General features: G+C 34.1%; 14 protein-coding genes. 8 read left to right on the plus strand and 6 right to left on the minus strand.

Annotation, left to right across the window (positions count from 1 at the left end):
• The first annotated feature begins 16 nt into the window (after window positions 1–16).
• The 4 genes from Q0739_RS05190 to Q0739_RS05205 all read left to right on the plus strand — a co-directional run bounded on the left by Q0739_RS05190 (window position 17) and on the right by Q0739_RS05205 (window position 6748).
• The gene (locus Q0739_RS05190) at window positions 17–625 is read left to right on the plus strand and encodes a TetR/AcrR family transcriptional regulator (RefSeq protein WP_298237640.1); all 609 of its coding nucleotides are present in this window, start codon (window positions 17–19) and stop codon (window positions 623–625) included.
• A gap of 5 nt (window positions 626–630) precedes the next feature.
• The gene (locus Q0739_RS05195) at window positions 631–1947 is read left to right on the plus strand and encodes a TolC family protein (RefSeq protein ID WP_298237641.1); all 1317 of its coding nucleotides are present in this window, start codon (window positions 631–633) and stop codon (window positions 1945–1947) included.
• A 14-nt stretch (window positions 1948–1961) separates the two neighbouring features.
• Window positions 1962–3131, plus strand: coding sequence for an efflux RND transporter periplasmic adaptor subunit (locus tag Q0739_RS05200; protein WP_298237642.1), 1170 nt, complete (start codon window positions 1962–1964; stop codon window positions 3129–3131).
• Window positions 3132–3223: 92 nt separating this feature from the next.
• Window positions 3224–6748, plus strand: coding sequence for an efflux RND transporter permease subunit (locus Q0739_RS05205; protein ID WP_298237643.1), 3525 nt, complete (start codon window positions 3224–3226; stop codon window positions 6746–6748).
• 338 nt (window positions 6749–7086) lie between these two features.
• Here Q0739_RS05205 and Q0739_RS05210 read toward each other — a convergent pair whose 3' ends face one another.
• Complete coding sequence (locus Q0739_RS05210) at window positions 7087–10011, minus strand: TonB-dependent receptor (RefSeq protein WP_298237644.1); 2925 nt, start codon at window positions 10009–10011, stop codon at window positions 7087–7089.
• A 286-nt stretch (window positions 10012–10297) separates the two neighbouring features.
• Between Q0739_RS05210 and aspS the strand changes: the two genes are divergently transcribed.
• From aspS to Q0739_RS05225, 3 genes are read left to right on the plus strand one after another with little or no spacing between them, the layout of a single operon-like run.
• Window positions 10298–12052 carry an aspartate--tRNA ligase gene (gene aspS / locus Q0739_RS05215; RefSeq protein ID WP_298237645.1) on the plus strand — a complete coding sequence of 585 codons (1755 nt, stop codon included), beginning with the start codon at window positions 10298–10300 and terminating at the stop codon, window positions 12050–12052.
• A 42-nt stretch (window positions 12053–12094) separates the two neighbouring features.
• Window positions 12095–13879, plus strand: a complete 1785-nt coding sequence (locus Q0739_RS05220) for a chloride channel protein (protein WP_298237692.1) — start codon at window positions 12095–12097, stop codon at window positions 13877–13879.
• A 13-nt stretch (window positions 13880–13892) separates the two neighbouring features.
• Entirely contained in the window at window positions 13893–14129 is a 237-nt protein-coding gene (locus tag Q0739_RS05225; RefSeq protein ID WP_298237646.1) for a hypothetical protein, read from the plus strand.
• Window positions 14130–14211: 82 nt separating this feature from the next.
• Here the strand turns inward: Q0739_RS05225 and Q0739_RS05230 are convergent, their stop codons facing one another.
• Window positions 14212–14661, minus strand: a complete 450-nt coding sequence (locus Q0739_RS05230) for a nucleoside deaminase (RefSeq protein ID WP_298237647.1) — start codon at window positions 14659–14661, stop codon at window positions 14212–14214.
• Between the two features lie 39 nt (window positions 14662–14700).
• On the opposite strand from Q0739_RS05230, the gene dxs reads away from it, so the two are divergent.
• Window positions 14701–16452 (plus strand): 1-deoxy-D-xylulose-5-phosphate synthase, encoded by a 1752-nt coding sequence (dxs, locus tag Q0739_RS05235; RefSeq protein WP_298237648.1) that lies wholly within the window; start codon window positions 14701–14703, stop codon window positions 16450–16452.
• A 5-nt stretch (window positions 16453–16457) separates the two neighbouring features.
• On the opposite strand, the gene Q0739_RS05240 is transcribed toward dxs, so the two are convergent.
• The 4 genes from Q0739_RS05240 to Q0739_RS05255 form a co-directional block, all read right to left on the minus strand.
• The gene (locus tag Q0739_RS05240) at window positions 16458–16586 is read right to left on the minus strand and encodes a hypothetical protein (RefSeq protein ID WP_298237649.1); all 129 of its coding nucleotides are present in this window, start codon (window positions 16584–16586) and stop codon (window positions 16458–16460) included.
• A 142-nt stretch (window positions 16587–16728) separates the two neighbouring features.
• Window positions 16729–19926, minus strand: coding sequence for a PA domain-containing protein (locus Q0739_RS05245; RefSeq protein ID WP_298237650.1), 3198 nt, complete (start codon window positions 19924–19926; stop codon window positions 16729–16731).
• Between the two features lie 22 nt (window positions 19927–19948).
• Window positions 19949–20653 (minus strand): hypothetical protein, encoded by a 705-nt coding sequence (locus Q0739_RS05250; RefSeq protein ID WP_298237651.1) that lies wholly within the window; start codon window positions 20651–20653, stop codon window positions 19949–19951.
• A gap of 10 nt (window positions 20654–20663) precedes the next feature.
• Window positions 20664–24692 (minus strand): thrombospondin type 3 repeat-containing protein, encoded by a 4029-nt coding sequence (locus Q0739_RS05255; protein ID WP_298237652.1) that lies wholly within the window; start codon window positions 24690–24692, stop codon window positions 20664–20666.
• Window positions 24693–24733: the final 41 nt, after the last annotated feature.

Consider the following 24733-nt stretch of genomic DNA (forward strand, 5'->3'; position numbering starts at 1 on the left):
ATTTTTGCATGATATTATGAGAGATAAAATTTTAATAGGAGCAACAGATTTGTTTTTAAACTATGGGTTTAAAAGTGTGACAATGGACGATATTGCTAATTCTTTAGGTGTATCAAAAAAAACCATTTACCAACATTTTGATAATAAAACAAAACTAGTCGAGGCAACCACACTCAACTTATTTAAATCTATTTCTCATGGAATAGACTGTATTTGCGCTTTAGAAAAAAACCCAATAGAAGAAATTTACAGTATAAAACAATTTGTAATGGAGCATTTAAAAGACGAAAAATCTTCTCCTCAATATCAATTACAAAAATATTACCCACAAATTTTTAACACCTTAAAAAACAAACAGTTTCAGGTTATGCAAACTTGCGTAACCAATAATCTTAAACGAGGTATTCAACTCGGGTTGTATCGCGATACAATAAGCGTAGAATTTATAGCTAGAATTTACTTCTATGGTATGATAGCTATTAAGGATAAAGACTTATTTCCACTCAAGCAGTTTTCAATTAATGTGTTAATGAATAATTATTTAGAATATCACTTACGCGGTATCTGCACCCCAAAAGGCTTAGAAACACTTAACAAATTTATAATCAATCATAAACAATCATAAACAAAATGAAACGGTATCTAATTATATTAGGCTTACTTCAAGCTTTTATAATGCATTCGCAAGAAGGCATAAAAAGTTTCTCTTTAGATGAAGCAATAAATTATGCTTTAGAGCATAATAGAACAGCAAAAAAGGCAAGTTTAGATATTTTGTCTGCTGAAAAACAAAAATGGGAAACCACCACTATAGGTCTTCCTCAAATTAGCGGTAGTATTGACTATCAAAATAATATTGAAAGACAATTTGGTGCCGTAGATTTTGACGGAAATGGCATTACCGACTTTGGTGCAAAACAATCGATTATTGCTGGTATTCAAGCAACACAACTTCTATTTGATGGTTCCTATATAGTTGGGCTACAATCTGCAAAAGTATTCTTAGAGATTTCAAAAAACGCAAAAGAAAAAACAGATTTAGAAGTTAGAAAAGCTGTTATTAATGCCTATGGTAATGTTTTACTCGCTGAAGAATCTGTAAATATTTTAGAGCGCAATGTTGCTGTATTAAGTAAAAACTTAGACGAAACTTCCAAGATTTACGAAAACGGATTAGGCGAAGAAGAAAATGTTGAACAACTCCAAATTACCTTATCAAGCGTTAAGAGTAATTTAAATAATACCAAGCGCCTAAAAACTATTGGTTACCAAATGTTAAATATAACCATTGGTTTACCCATTGATGTTAAATTGACATTAACAGATAACCTTGAAAACCTTACCAAAGAAAATATTGTATTAGGATTGCTTCAAGCAGATGAAAGTATAGAAAACAATATAGACTATAGAATTGCCCAAAATGATAAAAAATCAAAAGAGTTACTCGTAAAACTTGAAAGAAGCAAGTTTTTACCAACGCTTAACACCTTTATAAATGCTAATTATATAGGATATAACGAAAAATTTAGGTTTTTAGAAAATGAGCAACCATGGGTTCCCACATCATCATTTGGAGTAAGCCTTAAAATTCCAATATTTAATTTTTCTGGTAAGCAAGCCGCAACTCAACGCGCAAAAATTAATCTTGAAAAATCTATTGAAGATTTAAACGAAACCAAACAACAGTTACAATTAGAAATCACCTCTGCCAAAAGTGATTACCAATTTTCAATCGAAGAATACGAAAACAAAAAACAAAACTTAAGTCTGGCAGAACGCATCGAGCAAAAAAATCAAACCAAATTTTTTGAAGGGATAGCAAGTAGTTTCGATTTAAGACAAGCACAAACACAATTATATAGTTCACAGCAAGAATATCTACAAGCCATGCTAGATGTTATTAACAAAAAAGCTGCCTTAGAAACTGTATTAAATACTATAAATTAAAAATCAATCAGAAAATGAAAAATATATATTCCTTACTAATTATAACCGTTTTATTAAGTGCCTGCGGAGGTGACAATAAAAAATCTGTAGAAGATATTATTGCTACACAAAACCTTGAACAAATAAGAGCCAAGAAAGCATCTTTAGACGAGCAACAGCAAATACTAATTGCAGAACTCAAACAACTGGAATCTGAAATAAAAAAGTTAGACCCACAACAAAAAATACCTCTTATTACAACTTTTAAAGCTGAAGAAGCCATTTTTAATCACTTTGTAGAACTTCAAGGTAATGTTACAACAAAACAAAATGTGGTAATAAATGCCGAGTATGGTGGCCTTTTAAAACAAATATATGTTAAAGAAGGACAACAAGTAAGTAAAGGGCAAAAACTTGCTACAATTGATGATGGTGGTTTAGGTCAGCAATTGGCACAGTTAAAAATTCAAACGGAATTAGCCAAAACGACATTTGAACGTCAAGAACGCTTATGGAATCAAAAAATTGGAAGCGAAATCCAATACTTGCAAACAAAAGCTAACTATGAAGCCCAACTACAAGCGACAAATCAATTAGCAAAACAACTTGCAAAAACAATAGTACGCGCACCATTTTCGGGAACTATTGATGACATAATTACCGATCAAGGAAGTGTGGTTGCTCCAGGACAATCAGCACTTTTCAGAATTGTAAACTTAAAGGACATGTACATTGAAACAGATGTGCCAGAAAGCTATATTTCTTCAATTAAAGAAGGAAAAACAGTAGATGCAGAGTTTTCTGTACTTGGAAAAACCATTACTACAAAAGTGAGTCAAGTAGGCGATTTTATAAATCCTGCGAATAGAACATTTAAAATACAAGTCCCTATTCCAAATAAAAACGAGTCAATAAAACCTAACCTTACTGCTAAGCTTAAAATTAATGACTATACGAGCGATAAAGCTATTTTAATTCCCCAAAGCATTATTTCTGAAAACGCCAAAGGCGAACAGTATGTCTATGCTGTTACAGATAAAAATAATGATGTAGCAAAAGCAAAACGAGTTATAATTGAAACTGGAAAAACACAAGGTGATAATATTGAAGTACTTTCTGGTCTAGTAAACGGTAATGAAATTATTGACGAAGGAGCTCGTAGCGTAAAAGATGGTCAAGATGTTAAAATTATTGAAATTAAATAGCCTTGTCATTCCTGCGCAGACAGGAATCTATTAATCAAAACATAAAAAAGTGGATTCCTGCTTTAGCGGGAATGACAAAAAAACAATCAATCATGACAAAAGACAAAAAGAAGAAAAAAGTAGATAAAGAGTTTGGGTTATCATCATGGGCAATCAACAATAAAACAACCATGTATGTTTTAATCGCTCTTATCCTTTTCTTAGGTGCTGGAGCATATTTCAGTATGGCTAGAGAAAATTTCCCAGAAATAAAAGAAACAAAAATTTACATAAGCTCTGTATACCCTGGAAATACTGCAGAGGATATTGAAAAACTAATTACAGATCCTATTGAGGATAAACTAAAAACAGTAAGCAATGTTGTTGAGATAACTTCGACTTCGCAGGAAGATTATTCAATTATTGTTGTTGAATTTGACGAGGGTATAACAGTTGAAGCTGCAAAGCAAAAGGTGAAAGATGAGGTCGATTCTGAAACTTCTGGTGAAGATTGGCCTACGTTTAATGGCGCCAAAGTAGATCCCACAATTTTCGACTTGAGTATGTCTGAAGAAATCCCAATACTCAATATTAATATTTCTGGAGACTACCCCGTAGATAAGTTAAAAGAATATGGCGAATATTTAGAAGATGAAATAGAAAGCCTTCAAGAAATAAAACAGGTAGATATTCGAGGCGCTCAAGATAAAGAAGTAGAAGTAGCTGTAGACATCTATAAAATGATGGCAGCTCAGGTAAGTTTTAATGACGTTATTAATGCCATTAATAACGAAAACATGACCATGTCTGCTGGAAATTTAATCTCAAGTGGGCAACGTCGCACCATTAGAATTATTGGAGAAATTGAAGACCCCAAAGAACTTGAAACTTTTGTTGTAAAAGCTGAAAATGGTAATGCCATTTATTTAAATGATATTGCTAAAGTATCTTTTAAAGACGAAGATAAAACCACCTATGCAAGAGAATTTGGTGAACCTGTAGTGATGTTAGATGTTAAAAAACGCTCAGGTAAAAACATGGTTGCCGCCGCAGAACAAATTAAAATTATTGTTGATGACGCTATTGAAAATGTTTTTCCTAAAGATTTAAAAGTTACTATTTCTAACGACCAATCTTCAAAAACTATTGGTCAGGTAGACGATTTAGTTAACAATATCATCTTTGGTATCATTCTAGTAGTTACCGTATTGATGTTCTTCTTGGGCTTTAAAAATGCTTTATTTGTTGGATTCGCCATTCCTATGTCAATGTTTATGTCTTTAATGATCTTAAATACCTTGGGCTACACCATGAATACTATGATACTTTTTGGTCTTATCATGGGTCTCGGGATGTTAGTTGATAACGGAATTGTTGTTGTTGAAAATGTCTACCGCTTAATGGAAGAAGAAGGCATGACTAGAATTCAAGCTGCCAAAAAAGGAATTGGAGAAATTGCATTCCCTATTATAATTTCTACGGCTACAACAGTTGCCGCTTTTATTCCCTTAGGTTTATGGCCTGGTTTAATGGGGCAATTCATGATTTATTTTCCAGTTACATTATCAGTCGTTTTAGGCTCATCACTTTTTGTTGCTATTTTCTTTAATTCAGTAATGGTGTCTCAGTTTATGACCACAGAAGACAAGGATATGCCACTTCATAGTATTATTAAAATTACAGCAATTGTAGCATCCATTGGATTACTAATTGCATTTTTTGGTGGCGCCTATAGAGGTTTAGGCACTTTAATGATTGTAGTTGCAATCATGCTTTGGGTGTATCGATTATTCTTAAGAAAATGGGCTAATGGTTTTCAAAACAAAATTTTACCACGCTGGGAGCGTTTTTATGAAAGAATGCTACGCACAGCTTTAAAAGGAAGAAGACCAGTTTTAATTACTGTTGGTACTTTTTTATTGTTAATTATTGCATTCATGGGGTTTGGAGCTTCCGTAGAAAACAAGCGTACAAAAGTTGAGTTTTTTCCAGATAACACACCAAATCAAATTATTGTTTACATCGAGTATCCCGAAGGAACCGATATAAAAAAGACCAATGCCATAACTAAAGAAATTGAACAACGTGTTTACGGTATTATTAATAATGCATCCTATGTTGAAGATGGCTTTAATTTCTTAACAGAAAGTGCCGTATCACAAGTTGGTGAGGGTGCTGGAAATCCACAAACCGATGGTGGTTCTGCTGCAGAAATGCCTCATAGAGCAAAAATTACTGCAACAATGCGGGAATATAAATTTAGAAAAGGCGCAGATAGTAATGACCTATTAAAACAAGTTCAAGAAGCTTTACAAGGCATTTATCCTGGCGTTTCTATTTCTGTTGAAAAAGATGCTGTTGGTCCACCTGCGGGTTATCCAATAAATGTAGAATTGGAAGGTAAAAATTATTCTGAATTAATCGCAACCGCAGAAAAAATGCGTGATTTTATCAATTCTAAAAACATTCAAGGAATTGATGAGCTTAAAATTGATGTGAATAAATCCAAACCTTCAATGCAAGTTTTGGTAGATAGAAAAAAGGCAGGAGAGCTTGGAACAAGTTCTGGGCAAGTTGGACAACAATTACGCAATGCAATTTTTGGAGCAAAAGCAGGTATTTATAAAGAAGACGGCGAGGACTATGATATTTATGTACGGTTTAATGAAGAAAACAGATATAATACCAGTGCTCTTTTTAATCAAAAAATCACATTTAGAGACATGGCTTCTGGTCAAATAAAAGAAATCCCTGTTTCTTCTGTTGCCAAACAAAATAATAATTCGGGCTTTAGTGCTATTAAACATAAAGATGTAGAGCGTGTCGTAACATTATATTCTGCACTAGCACCAGGATACACAGATGCAGGCGCCATAGTTTCTGTAATAAAAAACGAAATGCAAGCCTTCACTGAAAAACCAGATACAGTAAAAATCGATTATACAGGTCAAATTGAGGAACAAGAAAAACAGATGGCTTTTTTAATGGGTGCATTTTTTACTGGTCTAGGGTTAATATTCTTCATTCTAATATTTCAATTTAATTCCGTTTCTAAACCAGGAATTATCATGCTGGCTATCTTTTTGAGTTTAATAGGTGTGTTTGGTGGCATTGTTGCTACTGGAAGTGCTTTTGTTATTATGATGACCATGATGGGAATTATATCCCTCGCAGGAATTGTAGTAAATAATGGCGTGGTACTTTTAGACTATACACAATTGCTTATAGACCGTAAAAAGGTTAAAGAGAATTTAGAAGACGATCAATATCTAAAAACAACCGATTTAATTGAAGCAATAGTTAAAGGTGGAAAAGCACGTTTACGTCCAGTTTTATTAACAGCCATTACAACCATTTTAGGTTTAATTCCTTTAGCAACTGGTTTGAATATTAACTTCTTTACGCTGTTTAGCGAGTTTGATGCAAACATATATGTAGGAGGTGATAATGTTATTTTCTGGGGGCCATTAGCTTGGACTGTTATTTACGGATTATTTATCGCAACCTTTTTAACTCTTATAGTAGTACCGATTTTATTCTTTTTAATTACCAAATTTAAAATGTGGCTATTTAAAAGCAGAACGGTACCAAGAGAAGATTCGGTTGTTTTAGATCCAATCACTATTGAGAAAAATTAAATTAAAGCCACAACTTAAAGTTGTGTAAAAAAAATCCTTTTTATTGGATTATTAAGGATTGGTTAATAGCGAAAAACCCCGTAACAATTGTTGCGGGGTTTTGGTTATTGTATTTAATTAAATGTTCTACTTCAACTTAAAAGTTAACCTAGCAAAACCATACCTACCACTAAACCCAAAGAGATGTTCTTCTAGAAGAAAAAAGCTTGAGTTTTAGCAAGAAGACACCTAACATTATACACAACAAAAAAACCAGAACAAATTAATGCTCTGGTCTAATTTATTTTTATTGTAAACTATTATCCTGTTTTAGGGTGACTCATTTATATAGGTAAGCTTTATAATTTAAAATTCATTCTTGCAAACAAATATCTACCTGAATAACCAAATTGAGATGTTCTTCTAGAATATACAAACTGATCTCCAGACGTTCCACCTGGTCTATTCTCATCAGGGTAAACATCAAATAAGTTATTTGCTCCAATAGAAATATTGATATCCTCACTAAGCTCATAAGACACTGTTAAATCTGTAACTAATTTACTACCATATACAGCATCTGCCGAAACAGTATGTTGGTCTACTCTTGGAGTATCTGCAAAATCATCTGGGTCTTCCACTTCTCCAAAGAAAGTATTTCTCAATAAAAAATTCCAGCTTTTATATGATAAGTTATTTGATAAACTTGCTTTAGTTCTAGGAATTGCAAGTGTTAAAAATGCTTCTTCTTGAGCATCAAAGAAATTACCTGTTTGCCCAGCAGCAGCAACATCAGCAGGAACATTTAATGCATCGACTTCTGTTTCGGTGAAATTTGCAGCCAAGTCTGATGTTAACCTCAACTCATCATTTAAGTTTGCTTTATGACTTATTACTATATCTAACCCTTTAGTACTTGTATCTATCGCATTCACAAAGAAACGAGCTGAAGTTGCTCCTGCTGCATCAAAGATAGCCTGAACTTCAGGGTTTGAACCTGGACCAAAACTTCCGCTATAAACAATACGATCGTCAATATTAATTAAATAACCATCTATACTAAATGTTAAATTTGCATCTGGTATTTTACCCGTCAAACCTAAACTAAAGCTTGTAGATGTTTCTTCCTTTAATTCATCAATATCTAATAAGTCTGCTAATCTGCTATCGTTAGTAAACGTCCCTTGTTCTAATGGTACATTATTTTGAAAAATAGTACTTGTTCTACTAAAAAATTGTTGATGTAGTGATGGTGCTCTAAAACCAGTATTAACAGCCGATCTAATATTTAAATTATCAGTAATCTTATAACGTGCTGCTAACTTAGCATTAATTGTCCCTCCAAAATCCGAGAAATTTTCATAACGTGCAGCTAAACTTACTAGAAAGCTTTCTGTAAAATCTGCTTCTAAATCAACATAAGCAGCAATACTGTTTCTTGTTTTATCAGTTGCGTTATTCGGGTCAAAGCCTCTAAAAACTTGAGCACCTCCACCTAATGGAGCTCCTGTAAAATTATTTCTAACTAGCAAATCATCAGTTGTTGATGCTGTAACTATATCTCCATTAATATCATAACTGGCATATGAGTTAAGTTCTCCTTCTTCAATAAAATAGTTTTCTACTTTATATTCAGCGCCAATTGCAACATTAAATCCTTCAAAAATATCATCATAAAAACGGGTTGCATCTAAATTTGTTGTGTTTTGAGAAAACCCAATTAATCCAGCATCAAAAGATCTTTGAGTACCTGTCCCTAAAGTACCATTACTAGAGTTACCAACAGTAAATGCAAATGTGTTTTCTCCATAAGTGTTAGAAAAATCTACATCCCAATGTTCGTTTACTTTTCCTTTAATACCAACAGATAAAGATTTATCTACAATATCACTACCAATACTTGGCAAAAACCCATTAGGAAATGCTGGTGTATTTGCTCTACCATCACCTTGAGCTGGTCTTCTATAAAACCCAGAAGCTAAACCGCTTCGATAAGATACTCCTCCAAATGAGTATAGTTCAGCATTTTCACTAACAGGAATACTTGAATTAAAGAAAAACTTTCCTTCTCTTAATTTAGAAGTTCCTACTTTAAATCTATAATCTTCTCTTGTTTGACCCCTTTCTGCTAGCTCAGCTTCATCTGCATCAAAATCTAAAAGCCCTCTAAATGTATCTATATCTGTTTGTTGGTTTAAATCTAACCCTGCTATTTGAGCTTTAATCGTCGTATCTAAATATGAAATATCAGCAGCAGCAGCTTGATAATCAAAAAGTGTCATATTTGCAACATTACCACCACTAGCCGCAAATTCTCTTTCTGCTCCATGGAAGCCTCTAAATATATCACCTGCATAATCTTTATTTCTAAGTGCAGGTTCTCTTGTAGATAAAGTTCCTGTAAAATTAATAAAACCCCCTTTGTCACCTAAAGGGACGCCATAGTTTGCATCAAGTTTAAATTTTTCTCCATCGCTTCCACCTTCAAATTGATTTGAATTTTCACTAAAATTAGCTCCAGAAGTAATGGTTAAATCTAATTTTCCCGTAGCTTCCTTGAGGACAATGTTTATAACACCAGCAATAGCATCAGACCCATATTGTGCTGCAGCTCCATCACGTAATACTTCAATTCTTTGTATTGAAGCCGTAGGAATTGCATTCATATCTGTACCAACACTACCAGCTCCAACTGTACCATTAGTATTTATTAAAGCAGTATTATGTCTTCTTTTTCCATTGATTAAAACCAATACTTGATCTGGTCCTAATCCCCTTAAAGAGGCAGGATCTATATGATCCGTTCCATCAGATACTGTTTGAGTTTGAGACGTAAAAGACGGTGCTACATAATTTAATATCTCGTTAACAGAGGTTTGAGGTGCTTTATTAGCCAGCTCAGTAACATCAATAACATCAATAGCAACTGCAGATTCAATGGCTGTTCTGCTTGGATTTCTGGAACCAACAAGGACTATTTGATCGAGAGCAACTCCAGATTTCATAGTTACATTTACAGTACTCCCGCTTACTATGATTTCTTGAGAATCGTAGCCAACATAAGAAAATACAAGTACATCTCCGTTGTTTGCAGAAATTGAATAGTTTCCATCAAAATCTGTTGTTGTACCTGTCGAGGTGCCTTTTAATATAACAGAAACTCCAGGAAGTGGTTGCGAAGTGTCGTCTAAAACAGTTCCAGAAACCTCTTGGCCTAAGATAAAATTTGACATTCCAAAAAACATCAAAAGTGTAAAAAATTTGATAGGTAATAATTTAATCATAATAAAATTATTTTGAGTTAGTATTGCTAATATATATATATTATCGCCTTTTTTAACAAACATTTTACAAAATATTATGCTTGCATATAAATTTTTATCAAAAAAACAATAAAAAAATAATTATTTTAATAATTTTATGCCTATTTATTTACGAATTTATCATATTTTGGTTTTATACTATGCTGTTAGTTTTCAACTATAAGCAAAACCTTTTCAGTCAAAAAAAGAAGGATAAAAATTCATACTCTATCCTATTTCCTTAAATTTGCACATCTAAAATTAGAACATGTACAGAAGTCATAATTGTGGTGAGTTAAGAGCCACAAATATAAATACAGAGGTTACCCTAGCAGGTTGGGTTCAAAAATCTAGAGACAAAGGGTTTATCGTTTGGGTAGATTTACGCGATCGATACGGCATTACACAATTAGTGTTTGATGAAGAGCGTACATCTAAAGATTTAATTAAACAAGCTCAAGACTTAGGTCGCGAATTTGTCATTCAAATTAAAGGTACTGTAATAGAACGTGCCTCAAAAAACCCAAATATCTCTACTGGTGATATTGAAATTTTAGTATCTGAGTTAACCATTCTAAACGAAGCTAAATTACCACCTTTTACAATTGAGGATAAAACAGATGGTGGCGAAGATTTAAGGATGAAGTATCGTTATTTAGATATTCGTCGTAATCCGGTAAAAGAGAGTTTAATTTTTAGACATAAAGTCACTCAAGAAGTTAGAAATTATTTATCCAAAGAAGGGTTTATAGAAGTTGAAACGCCCTATTTGATAAAGTCAACTCCTGAAGGTGCTCGCGATTTTGTAGTGCCTTCTAGAATGAACGAGGGGCAATTTTACGCACTTCCACAATCACCTCAAACCTTCAAGCAACTATTGATGGTTGGCGGTATGGATAAATACTTCCAAATTGTAAAATGTTTTAGAGATGAAGATCTACGCGCCGATAGACAACCAGAGTTCACACAAATAGATTGTGAAATGGCTTTTATCGAGCAAGAAGATATTTTAAATGCTTTTGAAGGTTTAACACGTCATTTATTAAAAGAAGTTAATGGTGTTGACGTTGAAAAATTTCCAAGAATCCTTTACGATGATGCGATGCGTTTGTATGGAAACGACAAACCAGATATTCGCTTTGGGATGGAGTTTGGGGAGTTAAACGCTGTAGCACAACATAAAGATTTTAATGTATTTAATGCTGCTGAATTAGTAATTGGAATTGCTGTACCAGGCGGAAACGCGTTCACAAGAAAAGAAATCGATAAATTAATTTCATGGGTAAAGCGTCCGCAAGTTGGAGCCTTAGGGATGGTATATTCGCGCTGTAATGATGACGGCAGTTTTAAATCTTCAGTTGATAAATTCTACAATCAAGACGATTTAGCAAAATGGGCTGAAGTTACTGGAGCTAAAGCAGGCGATTTAATTTGTGTGCTTTCTGGCGACAAAAATAAAGTACGCACACAACTAAGTGCCTTACGTATGGAATTAGCAGAACGTTTAGGGTTACGAAATCCTAAAGAGTTTGCACCATTATGGGTTATGGATTTCCCGTTATTAGAATGGGATGAAGACACCGAGCGTTATCATGCGATGCATCATCCATTTACATCACCAAAACCAGGCCAATTAGAATTACTAAAAACCAATCCAGGTGATGTAAAAGCTAATGCCTATGATTTAGTTTTAAATGGTAATGAAATTGGAGGAGGTTCTATCAGAATTCATGATAAAAAAACTCAATCTTTAATGTTTGATTATTTAGGGTTTACTCCAGAAGAAGCTGAAGCACAATTTGGGTTTTTAATGGATGCTTTTCAATACGGAGCACCACCACACGGTGGTTTAGCATTCGGATTAGACAGGTTGGTAGCCATATTAGGCGGACAGGAAACGATAAGAGACTTTATTGCATTCCCGAAAAACAATTCGGGTCGCGATGTCATGATAGATGCACCAGCACCAATTGATGAGGAACAATTAACAGAATTAAGTTTAAAACTTAATTTAAAATCATAACATTAAATCCTGCTTTTGCAGGATTTTTTATTAGCTTTATACATGCCTTCTAGCAATAAACTATTACGTAAATTTTTAATCTGGAAATACAAGCATATTTCGGAACGCCAGTTTATTTATATGCTCAGTATTTTAGTTGGGTTTTTAGCTGGTATGGGCACTGTTATTCTTAAAAACCTTACGCATTACATTGGGTATTTCTTTAGCCAATATGTATTTCACGATTACCAAAGCACGCTTTACTTTATTTTACCAATAATAGGCTTACTATTGGTTTATATTATAAAACAAACATGGTTAAAAAAACATATAGGTCATGGTATATCATCAACCTTATATGCCATTTCAAAATTAAGTGGAATCATTCCAAGGTATAATATCTATGCCGCATTAATTACTGCTCCATTAACCGCAGGTTTTGGTGGGTCTGTAGGGTTGCAAGGTCCAGCTGTAAGTGTTGGGTCAGCATTAGGTTCAAATGCAGCACGTTTATTTCATATGAATACCAAAACCCGAATGTTGCTTATAGGTTGTGCAGCAGCAGGTGCTATGGCATCTATGTTTAAAGCACCTATTGCAGCTATCATATTCGCTATAGAAATTTTCAGCTTAGATATTGCATTTACGTCTTTGGTACCATTATTATTAGCATCCGTTTCCGCTGTTGTTACTTCTTATTTGTTCTTAGGAACCGATGTTTTACTAAGATTTGAACTTACTGATAAATTTGAAGTCAACGATATAGCTTTTTACGCTGTACTAGGGTTAGTAACTGCATTTGCATCTGTTTACTTTTCAAAAGTATTTTTTTCTATAACTAATTTCTTTAAAAAATTTGAAAGTAGAGCATTACGGCTTTTAATAGGTGGTTTAGCCATAGGCACTATGCTATTTTTTATTCCGCCACTTTATGGTGAAGGTTATGGTATTATGAACAATCTATTAAAAGGCGATCATCTAGCTGCCATTGGTAATACTCCTTTTAATTTAGATTTGTCAAACATCTGGATTGTTATCGCCTTATTACTAGGCATCGCTATTTTTAAAGCTATAGCCATGACTACAACTTTTGGTGCTGGTGGTGTAGGTGGTGTTTTTATCCCAACATTAGTTATGGGGAGTGCCATAGGCAATGCCTTTGCTAAAATTATAAACAACATTGGGTTAGATTTTCATGTATCTGAATCTAATTTCACATTAATAGGTATGACGGGTTTAATGGCAGGTGTTCTGCATGCTCCATTAACCGCTATTTTCTTAATTGCTGAAATCACAGGTGGTTACGAGCTTTTTGTTCCTTTAATGATAGTTTCAGCTATTTCATTTGCCATGACAAAATATTATGTATCTCACTCTATATACACTCTAAAACTCGCTGAACGTGGCGAATTAATGACACATGATAAAGACCAAAATGTACTCATGGTCTTAGACATCGATAAAGTGATCGAAACCAATTTCATCATTCTAAAACCCGAAATGAAATTGGGAGATATCTTAAAAAATGCCGTAGCAAAATCCTCTAGAAACCATTTCCCTGTGGTAAACGATAAGCACGAATTTTTAGGCGTTATTCGTTTAGACGATATCCGACACATGATGTTTGACTCAGACCTCTATGAAAAAGTTCAAGCCTCCAGTCTTATGCATGCCGATGCAGGCATAATTGATTATGATGCGGATAATATGAACGATATCATGGATAAATTCAAATCCAGTGGTGCATGGAATTTACCTGTTATAAAAAACGGAAAATACTTTGGCTACATATCCAGATCCAAATTACTAACTGCTTACAGGCAGCAATTAATAAATTTCACCCAGTAGAGTAGCAAAAACAATGAAGTATCTCATCCTTTTTCTAACCATAGCAGCCATTACAAGTATCATCTTAGGCTTTAGTTTAAACGTCCATTATTCCCAAAAACTCATCGGTTTTGGTGTTGTTGCCATATTTTTTGTTGTATTTCCACTTTTTTCATACCAGCATTGGAAAGGAAAAGATATCAAAGATTATATGCTCACCAAAGAAAATTTAGATAAAATGCGCGAAAATCAAAAACGTAAAAAATATTAATATTTTACTACTCAATCTTTTTGCGAAAAGCAAAAAAGGATTTCAAACAAACCGTTAAATCCTAATGCAAAAGTTTACGTTTTCAATTCAAATTACGTTTCTCAACAAAAAACCGTTTCAATAAAGAAGAAGCCTCTTCTTCAAGAACCCCACCAGAAATTGTAGTTTTAGGGTGTAATTTCGTTTTCAAATTAATACAACCTCTTTCCTCATCTCTAGCGCCATATACAATTTTAGAAATCTGACTCCAATACAAAGCACCAGCACACATTTGGCACGGTTCCAAAGTTACATACAAGGTGCATTTTTGAAGATATTTCCCTCCTAAAAAATTAGCCGCAGCAGTTATGGCTTGCATTTCAGCATGAGCTGTAACATCTGTTAAGGTTTCGGTTAAATTATGGCCTCGAGCAATTATTCTGTTATTAATAACAACAACAGCCCCTACTGGTATTTCACCCTTTTCAAAAGCAGCTTCAGCTTCTTGGAGGGCTTTCTTCATAAAATAAGTATCATCAAAAGGTTCTATCATGATAGCAAAAATACAAATTCATTCTTGTACTTTTGTCTCGTGCAAAACAATCTACTACAACATATAAACTCACCAAAAGAGCTACGTCTTTTAAACCAAAAAGACTTACCTCAACTTGCAAAAGAATTACGTGAATTTATCATCAATATTGTCGCCACCAAAGAAGGCCATTTAGGAGCCAGTTTAGGTGTTATAGAACTCACTATTGCGTTACATTATGTTTTCAATACGCCAATAGACCAATTAATTTGGGATGTTGGTCATCAAGCTTACGGACATAAAATACTAACTGGACGGAAAAATGATTTTCACACCAACAGACAATTAAATGGTATTAGCGGTTTTCCAAAACGAAGCGAGAGTGAGTTTGATGCTTTTGGTGTTGGACATTCTTCAACATCAATATCAGCAGCATTAGGAATGGCTATTGCATCAAAATTAAAAGGCGAAGACAAACAGCATATTGCCGTAATTGGGGATGCCTCCATTGCTAGCGGAATGGCTTTTGAAGGCTTAAACCATGCTGGTGTAACCGATGCAAATTTACTTGTTATTTTAAATGACAATGCTATTGGCATAGACCCGAGTGTAGGGGCTTTAAAACAATACTTAACCAACGTTAAAAAGGGTACTCAAAAACGGAATAACATCATTGAAGCATTGAATTTTGATTATTCTGGCCCTATTGATGGACACAATGTTGATAAAGTAATTTCAGAATTAGAGCGTTTAAAAACTGTAAAAGGCCCAAAACTTTTACACATTATAACGACTAAAGGCAAAGGCTTAAAACAAGCTGAAGCTGACCAAGTAAAATACCACGCACCAGGAAAGTTTGATGCTAAAACAGGGGATTTAGCTGTAAAATCAAACAAGGTGCAACCTCCTAAATATCAAGATGTTTTTGGCTATACAATTGTTGAATTAGCAAAACAGAATAAAAATATTGTGGGTATTACACCTGCAATGCCAACGGGATGTTCCTTAAAATATATGATGGACGAAATTCCAGACCGTGCCTTTGATGTTGGGATTGCCGAACAACACGCCGTTACATTAGCAGCTGGTATGGCAACTCAAGGTTTAATTCCGTTTTGTAACATCTACTCTACGTTTTTGCAACGCGCTTACGATCAGATTATTCATGATGTAGCTTTACAAAACTTAGCTGTTATTTTTTGTTTGGATCGTGCTGGTTTGGTTGGAGAAGACGGCGCAACACACCACGGGGTTTTCGATTTGAGTTATTTACGTTGCATTCCAAACCTCATCATATTTTCACCTAGAAACGAAATAGATTTACGCAACATCATGTACACTGCACAATTAGGTTTAGAGCAGCCTATTGCTATTCGTTACCCAAGAGGGCGAGGTGTAACCATAGATTGGAAACAACCTTTTTCTAAAATTGAAATTGGAACAGGAGTTGAATTAAAAAAAGGAAATAACCTAGCGGTACTGAGTATTGGAAGCATTGCTAAAAATATTACACAAGCTATTTCGAACTTAAATATTTCTCATTACGATATGCGCTTTGTAAAACCTTTAGATGAAATTTTATTGCACAAAATATTTAAAGAATATAACACCATCATAACCATTGAAGACAATTCAATAATGTGCGGGTTTGGTAGTGCTATTTTAGAATTTGCTTCGCAAAACAACTATCATGCTACAATTAAAACATTGGGTGTTCCAGATTCGTTTATAGAACATGGAAGTATTTCCGAATTGCAGAGCTCAATTGGATTAGACTCAGAAAGTCTTAATGCGTATTTAAAAAAATACTAAAACAATTATTTCTTAGCAGAATAATACTCCTGCAATTCATCATCTGGTGATGAACTTGAAACCTCATTAATTGCTAATAGGCAAGCACATGTTACAAAAAATACAACAAGTGCACCAAGTAGGTTCTTTTTCATTTTTAGTAGGTTACTATTAATTTGGGATTAAATATAATATGATTGTCGACAAAAAACAATTATTTTTCGATGAACTGCGCAAATTTATTAAATGACTTATAAACAATTTTAAGCACTAAATCGTCAAAACAATTGTTCATGTTTATTTGATAATAATTTTTTTGGTACTTTTTAAACCTTTTGAATTAACCTCAATAATATAAAGTCCACTTGAAACATTAAGAGTAATATCTTGAACTCGATTATTCGAAAAATTAAGTATTGTATTATGAACCTTTCGCCCATTAATACTATAAACATTTAAAATTCCATCAGAAACTTGCTTACTTGCCTTAATCTTAAAACTACCATTAGATACCGTAGGATAAACTTTTATTAAATCTTCAATATTACTTTCTAATGTCGATAACGTGCTTGGATCTGCAGTAAACTGCCCAGTAAACATACCTCTTCCGTAAGTGGAAGCAAGAACCGTATTATCTGCAGTTCGTAAATCGAAACTAGTCACTTTTACGTCTTTCATACCATTCTGAGCTTGTACCCAATTTGGACTTGTCGTACTAAAATCTGCTGTTCCCCAAACACCTAATTCTGTACCCAAGATAACTTCATTATAATTTAAAGGATTTGGCATTATAGCCTTAACAGGTAAATCTGGTAAATTACCTTCTTTATTCTCCCAATTTAAACCTCCATCAGGTGAGTAAAACACATTGGTTACTCCATAGTTATGAAATGACACGTAAATATCGTCTTCTGTTTCGCCTAATTCAATACATGAAATACTACCAAAAAAATCATCTCCTGTTATTTCTGTCCATCCTTGATTAGAATTACTCGTTGGATTTGTTAATTTAAATAGTTTACTATTATCTGTCCCAACAAATAATGTCCCTGAAAAATCGGAAGTTTTAAATGCTGTAGGCTCTCCGTCCATAATTGCAACACTAATTTGTTGACTAGTAGCATTTGCCATTCCTAGTTTATACCTGTTAATCTGATAGGTTGCTGTATTTATTAGTGTTCCATTAGAATAAAGGTAGTTCGTGTCACTATCCAAAGCTGAAGGATTGATAAAATTGCCTGAAGTTTGATCTGAATCTATATTATATTCAAGACTTCCATCTGCATAACTTCTTCTTGTATAAGTATTGTATACAAATGATGCAATTACAAAATCATCATCCTCATCTACAAAAACGTATGCTCCGTCTCCGCCATTATTAATATCATCAAAACTATTTAAGCCATTAGTAGCAGCTTCTTCATACAAAACACCATTATCTTGAGAGCCTCCTAAAATCTTTATATTATTTACATCTTGCCCAATTCCTCCTTTATAAAATTGTACTGTATTATAATTTACATTTCTTGAATCAAGAACTGGAGGTGAAGATGAGAGCCCTGTAGCATAATAAACACCACCATCGTTACCAACCACAGCTTTTGTTTTATCGGTTGGATGAAAAACAAATGCATGCTGGTCCGCATGAACCTCTGGAACTGTAAGTGCTGCTAAATTATTGTTATTAGACCATTTAGAAATCTGACTCCAATTAGCACCAGAATCACTACTTCTGAATAAATCGATTCCCCCAACATATAAAATAGCATCATTGGTAGGATCGACTTCTAGCATTAAATCATAAAATGCTTGACCTCTTGTAAAATCATCAGCAGATATCCCTGTATCTGCATCATCAGGAAGCGTTAAACTGGTTTCGTTAGTAAATCCATCTGTTGTTTTAGACATATATAAGAATGGTGCAATAAGTTGTCCCGTCCCCTCATCAACAATAGTGACCTCACCTAAAACATAAACTGTATTTGCATTGGCTGATGATACTGCAATTTGGGTTCGTTCACCATTTGTAATTGTCTTTTCTAAACTAAAACTTATACCATCACTTGAGGACAATATCGCGCCTCCTCCTGTTCCATATAAATTCCCTTTGGTTGCTAGCCAAATGATATTATCTGATGCTATTTCTATGTCATTTGGTTCATAAAAAGCTCCTCCAGGAGGTGTTGGCAAACTTACTTGAGACCAACTAGTTCCACTATTGGTAGATTTATAAAGTCCGAAATCTTCTATTCCAAAAAAAGATAATGGATTAGCGTCTGCATAGAAATTTGCTCCAGCGGCTACATAGACTTCACTTGTAGCTCCTAAATCTCTTATTTTAATATCATTTATATGTTGAATACCAGGAGTTACGTGATTTCCTAAAACTGGTGAAGACACAGGCTCTATGGTAACATTAGCTCCTGCACCTAATTGAGCAATAATTGCTTGTCCTTCATCTCGTGAAATCATAACAGAAGGAATAATTATAGTTGCATCTTCTCCTCCTAAAGCTATAGGTGTTCCTGCATTATTATTTACAACTAAAACTGCTATCGCTCCTTCATCTTGAGCATTCTTTACTTTTATTGTAAAATTACAATCACCTCTTTCAACTACAGCAATTTTACCGCTCGCAGCGCCTCCATTAACCAATGGATTACAACCTCTTTCTGGCGCACCAGAACCATCATCTACAAGCACCAAATCTCCAGAAATCATAGTTAAAGCAGGCCCAAATGCAGCAGTTGTAACTTGATATTCTCCAGCAATAGATAGTGGAGAATTTACTGTAAGTTTGGCACTAGATTCAAAAGTAGTTTCACCAGAAACTCCACCAAATACACGAGTCCAATTTGCGCCACCATCTGTAGACCTCCAAACACCATTTCCTTGAACATCTCCACCTACATAAGACTCTCCAGTACCTAGATAAAACGTATTCAAGGCATTTGGATCGTAAGTAATACAAGTTATAGATAAGTTTTGTGGAATATTAACTTCTGCCCAATCTGAACTTGCATTGGTAATATCATTATTTACCCATAAGCCACCACTTACGCCTCCTGCAAATACTCTATTATTAGTATTGTCATTAGGATCGAACATAATAGCTCTCGTTCTTCCGCCAACATTATTTGGGCCTCTTTCATACCAATCGTTATCCTTTTCACCAGGAACTTTACTAAATACCTTATTATTTCTTAATTGTTCTTGAAGTTTTAACAGCTTTTCATATTCTGGTTTTCCAGTCAAAGGATTCATTGTTAATTCCCATTCTCTTTCTAAATATTTATTTGGAGGAATCCCTTTTTGTTTACGATCTTCTTTTGTTAATTTAAGTGTTTCCGAAAATGGACTATTACTTAAAAAGTATTCATGTTGTTTTCTTAAATCTGTTATTTTATCACTTTCAGATTGCAAAGTGAAAATCTCGAAACACCCAAATCCAATCGCCACCAAAAGGATTAAGTAAACTAGTACTTTTTTCTTCATAAAAATGTAATTAAAACAATTACTAATTAACGTTAAAACTCCATATTTGACCAATGCTTTTTGCACCAGCATCATCTGAAGTATTGACTTTCCAATAATAGGTTTTTCCAGCTTCAACTATTACGTCTGTGATTTCCGCAGATAGTTCACTAGATACTAATGCCGGATCTGTAGACTCACCAAAAAACAATTCGTATGTTAATGTATCGCTTTCGTTTGTATCGGCTCCTTTCCAGTTCAAAGTTACAGTACCAGCATCTATATTGCTATCACCCTGCGGACTAACCAACTCTGCTGTAAAAGGTGCGTAATTAGACACGCCTTCACCAGAAGTGTAAAATGCTAAAATTGGACTTGGATCTCCCTCATTCCCTTTACTATCTACCGAAATTATTCTCCAATAATATGCTATCGCTTTTTCTAACGATATATTTAATAAAGTACCAGAAACTGTCCTATTCTCAATAGGATTTGTTAAATCTCTACTTTTAGAAATTGTTATTTTATAACGTACTTGATCATTATCTGGGTCTGTTGCCTGAGTCCAATTAAAAGCAATAGTATTGTCTATACATAATAAATTTTCAGATGGGTAAATTAAGCTAACTGCAGATGGCTTTGTGTTTGTTGGTGGTGTAATTTCACCAGGACTATCTTCGCCACCACCGCAAGAAAAAACAATTATACTTAGTGCTATGATTATAAATATTTGGTTTTTAATTCTCATGGTAATCACGTTATTTCTTGATTATCTTAAACGTTTTCGGGTTGCTGATGTTAATCTTAACAAAATAAACACCTCTTTTAAATGCTTGAAAAGGAATCTCAATGAAATCAGATTTTCCTTTATTTATTAGTTGATTAAATAGAAGTTTCCCTCCAAGACTAAAAACTTGCACCTCAACTTGCTCTTGAGTATCGTTTGGAAAAGTCACTTTTAAGTGGTCAAAAACAGGATTAGGGCTCACTGTAATTCTGCTAAAATCAATCTTAGAAATAGCTTTTTTGGCAGTTCCTTCGCAGGCTTTAGAAGTCGAAATTTCCAAAATTCCAGAACCTGATGCTTCAACTTCAAAAGAGAATTGACTTGTGGTTACAATTTGTTCTCCATTAAATGTTACCTTAAATGGAGGCGTTCCACTATTAATAGTTACCGATGTGAAATCTCCATTATTGACATCGTTATTATTAAAACTAGTTTGGAAAACTACATCTAAAACTTCAGCAGCACCAATATTAATTTCAAAACATTGCTCGAACATTTTATCATCTACAGAAACACATACTGTATAAGGCCCAATGGCTATGTTTTCAAATGTATGACTGCCGTTTGTAAATCCTTGACTTAAATTTAATCCAGCACCAACTACTGTTGCCGTGTACGCTAAATAAGACTCTTTTGTAGTAATAATTATTTTACCGTTATCTAACCCTTCACAAGCTTCTGAAACTATTTCTACAGAAATATTATCAGGATTTTGAAAGCTGGTATCGCAAACATCGCCTGTTCCATTACCATTGGTGTCTTCTTGATTAGAATTAGCAGTATTTGGACAATTATCTCCTATATCAATAACACCATCATTATCAAAATCTTGACACACATCTCCTATACCATTCCCATCAGTATCTACTTGGTCTATATTTGAATTCTCTGGACAATTATCATTTATATCTAATATAGTATCATTATCCAAGTCTTGACAAACATCTCCAATACCATTAGCATCCAAATCTGCTTGGTCTGCATTTGCAACCTGTGGACAATTGTCAACATCATTTAAAACACCATCGCCATCTATATCGCCATCAGGAACAATTGAAAAGCTTCCTGAAAAAATACCTCTACCATAAGTAGCTACATAGACTGCATTATCATCTCTTAAATCCATGTCTGTTATAATAACATCTTTCATCCCATTATTTGCTTGATTCCAGGTTGGACTTGCATCGGAAAAATTAGTTGTAAACCATACACCAAGATCGGTTCCTATAATTACTTCTTCGTAATTTAATGGGTTTTGTAAAATGGCTCTAACAGGTATATCTGGCAAATCACCATCTTTAGGTTCCCAAGTAGCACCACCATCGTTAGTAAACCAAATATTATTTACACCGTAATTATACATGGTTAAAAATATTTCATCCTCATTACGCCCCAATTCAACATCGGAAATACTACCAACAAAATTTACTCCAGATATAACAGTCCAATCAGGAGATTCTGTATTAGCTTTATCAACCCTTAATAAATCGCCAAACCTGGTTCCAACGTATAACTTAGTTGATAACGAAGTATAGGGAGACACCGCAAATGCTGTTGGTGTTGAACTAAGCAATGGGTCGGTTAAATCCTCTTTATTGAGTGTGCTTTCCGATTTTATTCCTGAATATTTCTTAATTATGAAATTCTCGTCTGCTGAATAATTTGAATATAAGATATCTAAATTTGAATCTAAAGCTTGAGGTGTAATAAAAGACCCATTTTCTTCTTCTTCGTCATTGATTATTACAAATTCCTCTGTCAAAAAATCAAACAAAAAGATTAAATTATTATAAAAAACATTACCCACAAAATAGGCATCTTCTCCATCTTGGTCGAAAAAACTGTAACCACCATCTCCACCTACTACTTGAATGGATTCGTCTGTTCCATTAACATTAGCTTGTTGTAAGATTTGTGTTCCGTTATCTTGTGTTCCTCCCATAAAAAAGTCAGAACCAAAAACACTAAAAGGTCCAACACCCATACTATAAAACTGTGTGGTAACAAATCCTGAATTACGCGAGTTTATTGAATTTCCTGCATTATTTGAAAAATATACTCCTCCGTCGTTCACAAATAACATTTTATTATTATCGTCTTTACCATATGCTATTCCATGTTGGTCTGCATGGACTAATGGAACATTTAAATCTTGTATTGGGTTGCCATCCTGTCCCTCAATCCATTTAGAGATTTGATCCCAACTAGTTCCACCATTAATAGATTTAAATAAATCTATACCTCCAACATATACAACGTTATCATCAACTGGATCTACAGATAAAAGTAAGTTGTAATAAGCTTGGTTTCTAGTAAAGTCGTTTGCAGGTATCCCTGCATCGGCATCATTTGGCAAAGCTAGAGTAGTAACGGTTGTAAAAGCATCGTTGGTATGAAAAATTTTAACAGGATCTGTATCGGATGATAATTCGGCTAAAACATATAATACAGACGGACTTGTATTTGACACTTCAATTTGTGTGCGTTGCCCACTTGGTACTTTATGTCTTAAAATAAAGCTAAGACCATCTGTTGATGAAAGGATTTCGCCGCCTCCATTTCTAAAAAGGTCATTAGTTGTAGAAACCCAAATGGTATTGTCTACACTTATCTCAATATCGTTTGGTTGTAACTGATAGTCGTTTTCATTAGAAACAGGTAATAAATCTATTTTAGACCAATTTGAACCAGCATCAGATGATTTATATAGTCCAAAATCCTCAGGACCCAAAAGTGTACTTGGTATTGCATTTGCATAAAAAGTAGATCCAGCTGCTACATACACTTCACTATTACCATTTCCTATATCTCTTACTTTTATATCGTTTATATGTTGAACTCCTGGTTTAGCTGTATAACCAGAATAATTTACATAGCCATTTATAGATACGTTTACTCCGTTACTTAATTCGTCAATTAAAGTTTGCCCATCTTCCATTGAAAGCATTAGTGAAGGGATAGTAACCGAATCACCATCTACTCCACCTCCCATAGGAATAATATCATCAGAAACATTATTGACTACTATAACCGCAATAGCTCCTGCTTCCTGAGCATTTAGAACCTTTTTTCCAAATTCACAATTCCCCCTATATAATACTGCAATATTGCCAGCTATTTCTCCAGCATTTGTTAGCACAGAACAAGCTTCGTTTGGCATAGTAGCGCCGTCATCTGCAAGTACTAAGCTCCCTGAAATTGGAGTGATACTTGTTCCAAAATTAGCTTTTAAACCAAAATAATCTCCTGCAATTCCTATAGGCGTATTTACAATAACTCGGGTGTCAAAATTTCTTGAGTCTATACTTCCTGAGATTATATTGGCGTCTCCAGAAATACCTCCAAAGACATTTGACCAAGTTGCTCCTCCGTCAATTGACTTCCAAACACCACTTCCATTAACACTTCCTGTTACATATGACTCTCCTGTTCCAACATAAAAAGTCATTGTATCATTAGGGTCGTATGTTATGCATGAAATAGCTAAATTCTTTGGGATCCCAACTTCTGCCCATTGAGATGCGGTATTGGAAATATTATTATTTACCCATAAACCTCCGCTAACACCACCTGCAAAGACTCTATTATTAGTGTCATCATTTGGATCGAACATAACTGCTCTAGTTCTACCTCCAACATTATTTGGCCCTCTTTCTATCCAATCATTATCCTTTTCTCCTGGGACTTTACTAAATATCTTATTGTTTTTTAATTGTTCTTGCAACAAAAGCAAATTTTCAGGCTGTGGCCTTCCTAAAGCTGGATTCATGGTAAGTTCCCATTGTTCCTCAAAATATTTATTAGGAGGTAATCTGCTTTCTTTTCTTTCTTGTTTTGAAAGCTTGAGTGTTTCTTTATAAGGCGAATTCTTTAAATACTCTTTATGGCTGTTTTTTAAATCTAAGATTTGGTTAACGGATGAATCCTGTTGCTCTTTAACCAATAAAGCACTTATTATTACAAGTGCAATACTAACTAAAGAAAAAGCTATTTTTTTCATTCTTTCTCTTCAATTTTTTTCAAATATACATTTTAAAGGTC

The sequence above is a fragment of the uncultured Algibacter sp. genome (assembly GCF_947487605.1).
Taxonomy (GTDB): domain Bacteria; phylum Bacteroidota; class Bacteroidia; order Flavobacteriales; family Flavobacteriaceae; genus Algibacter_D.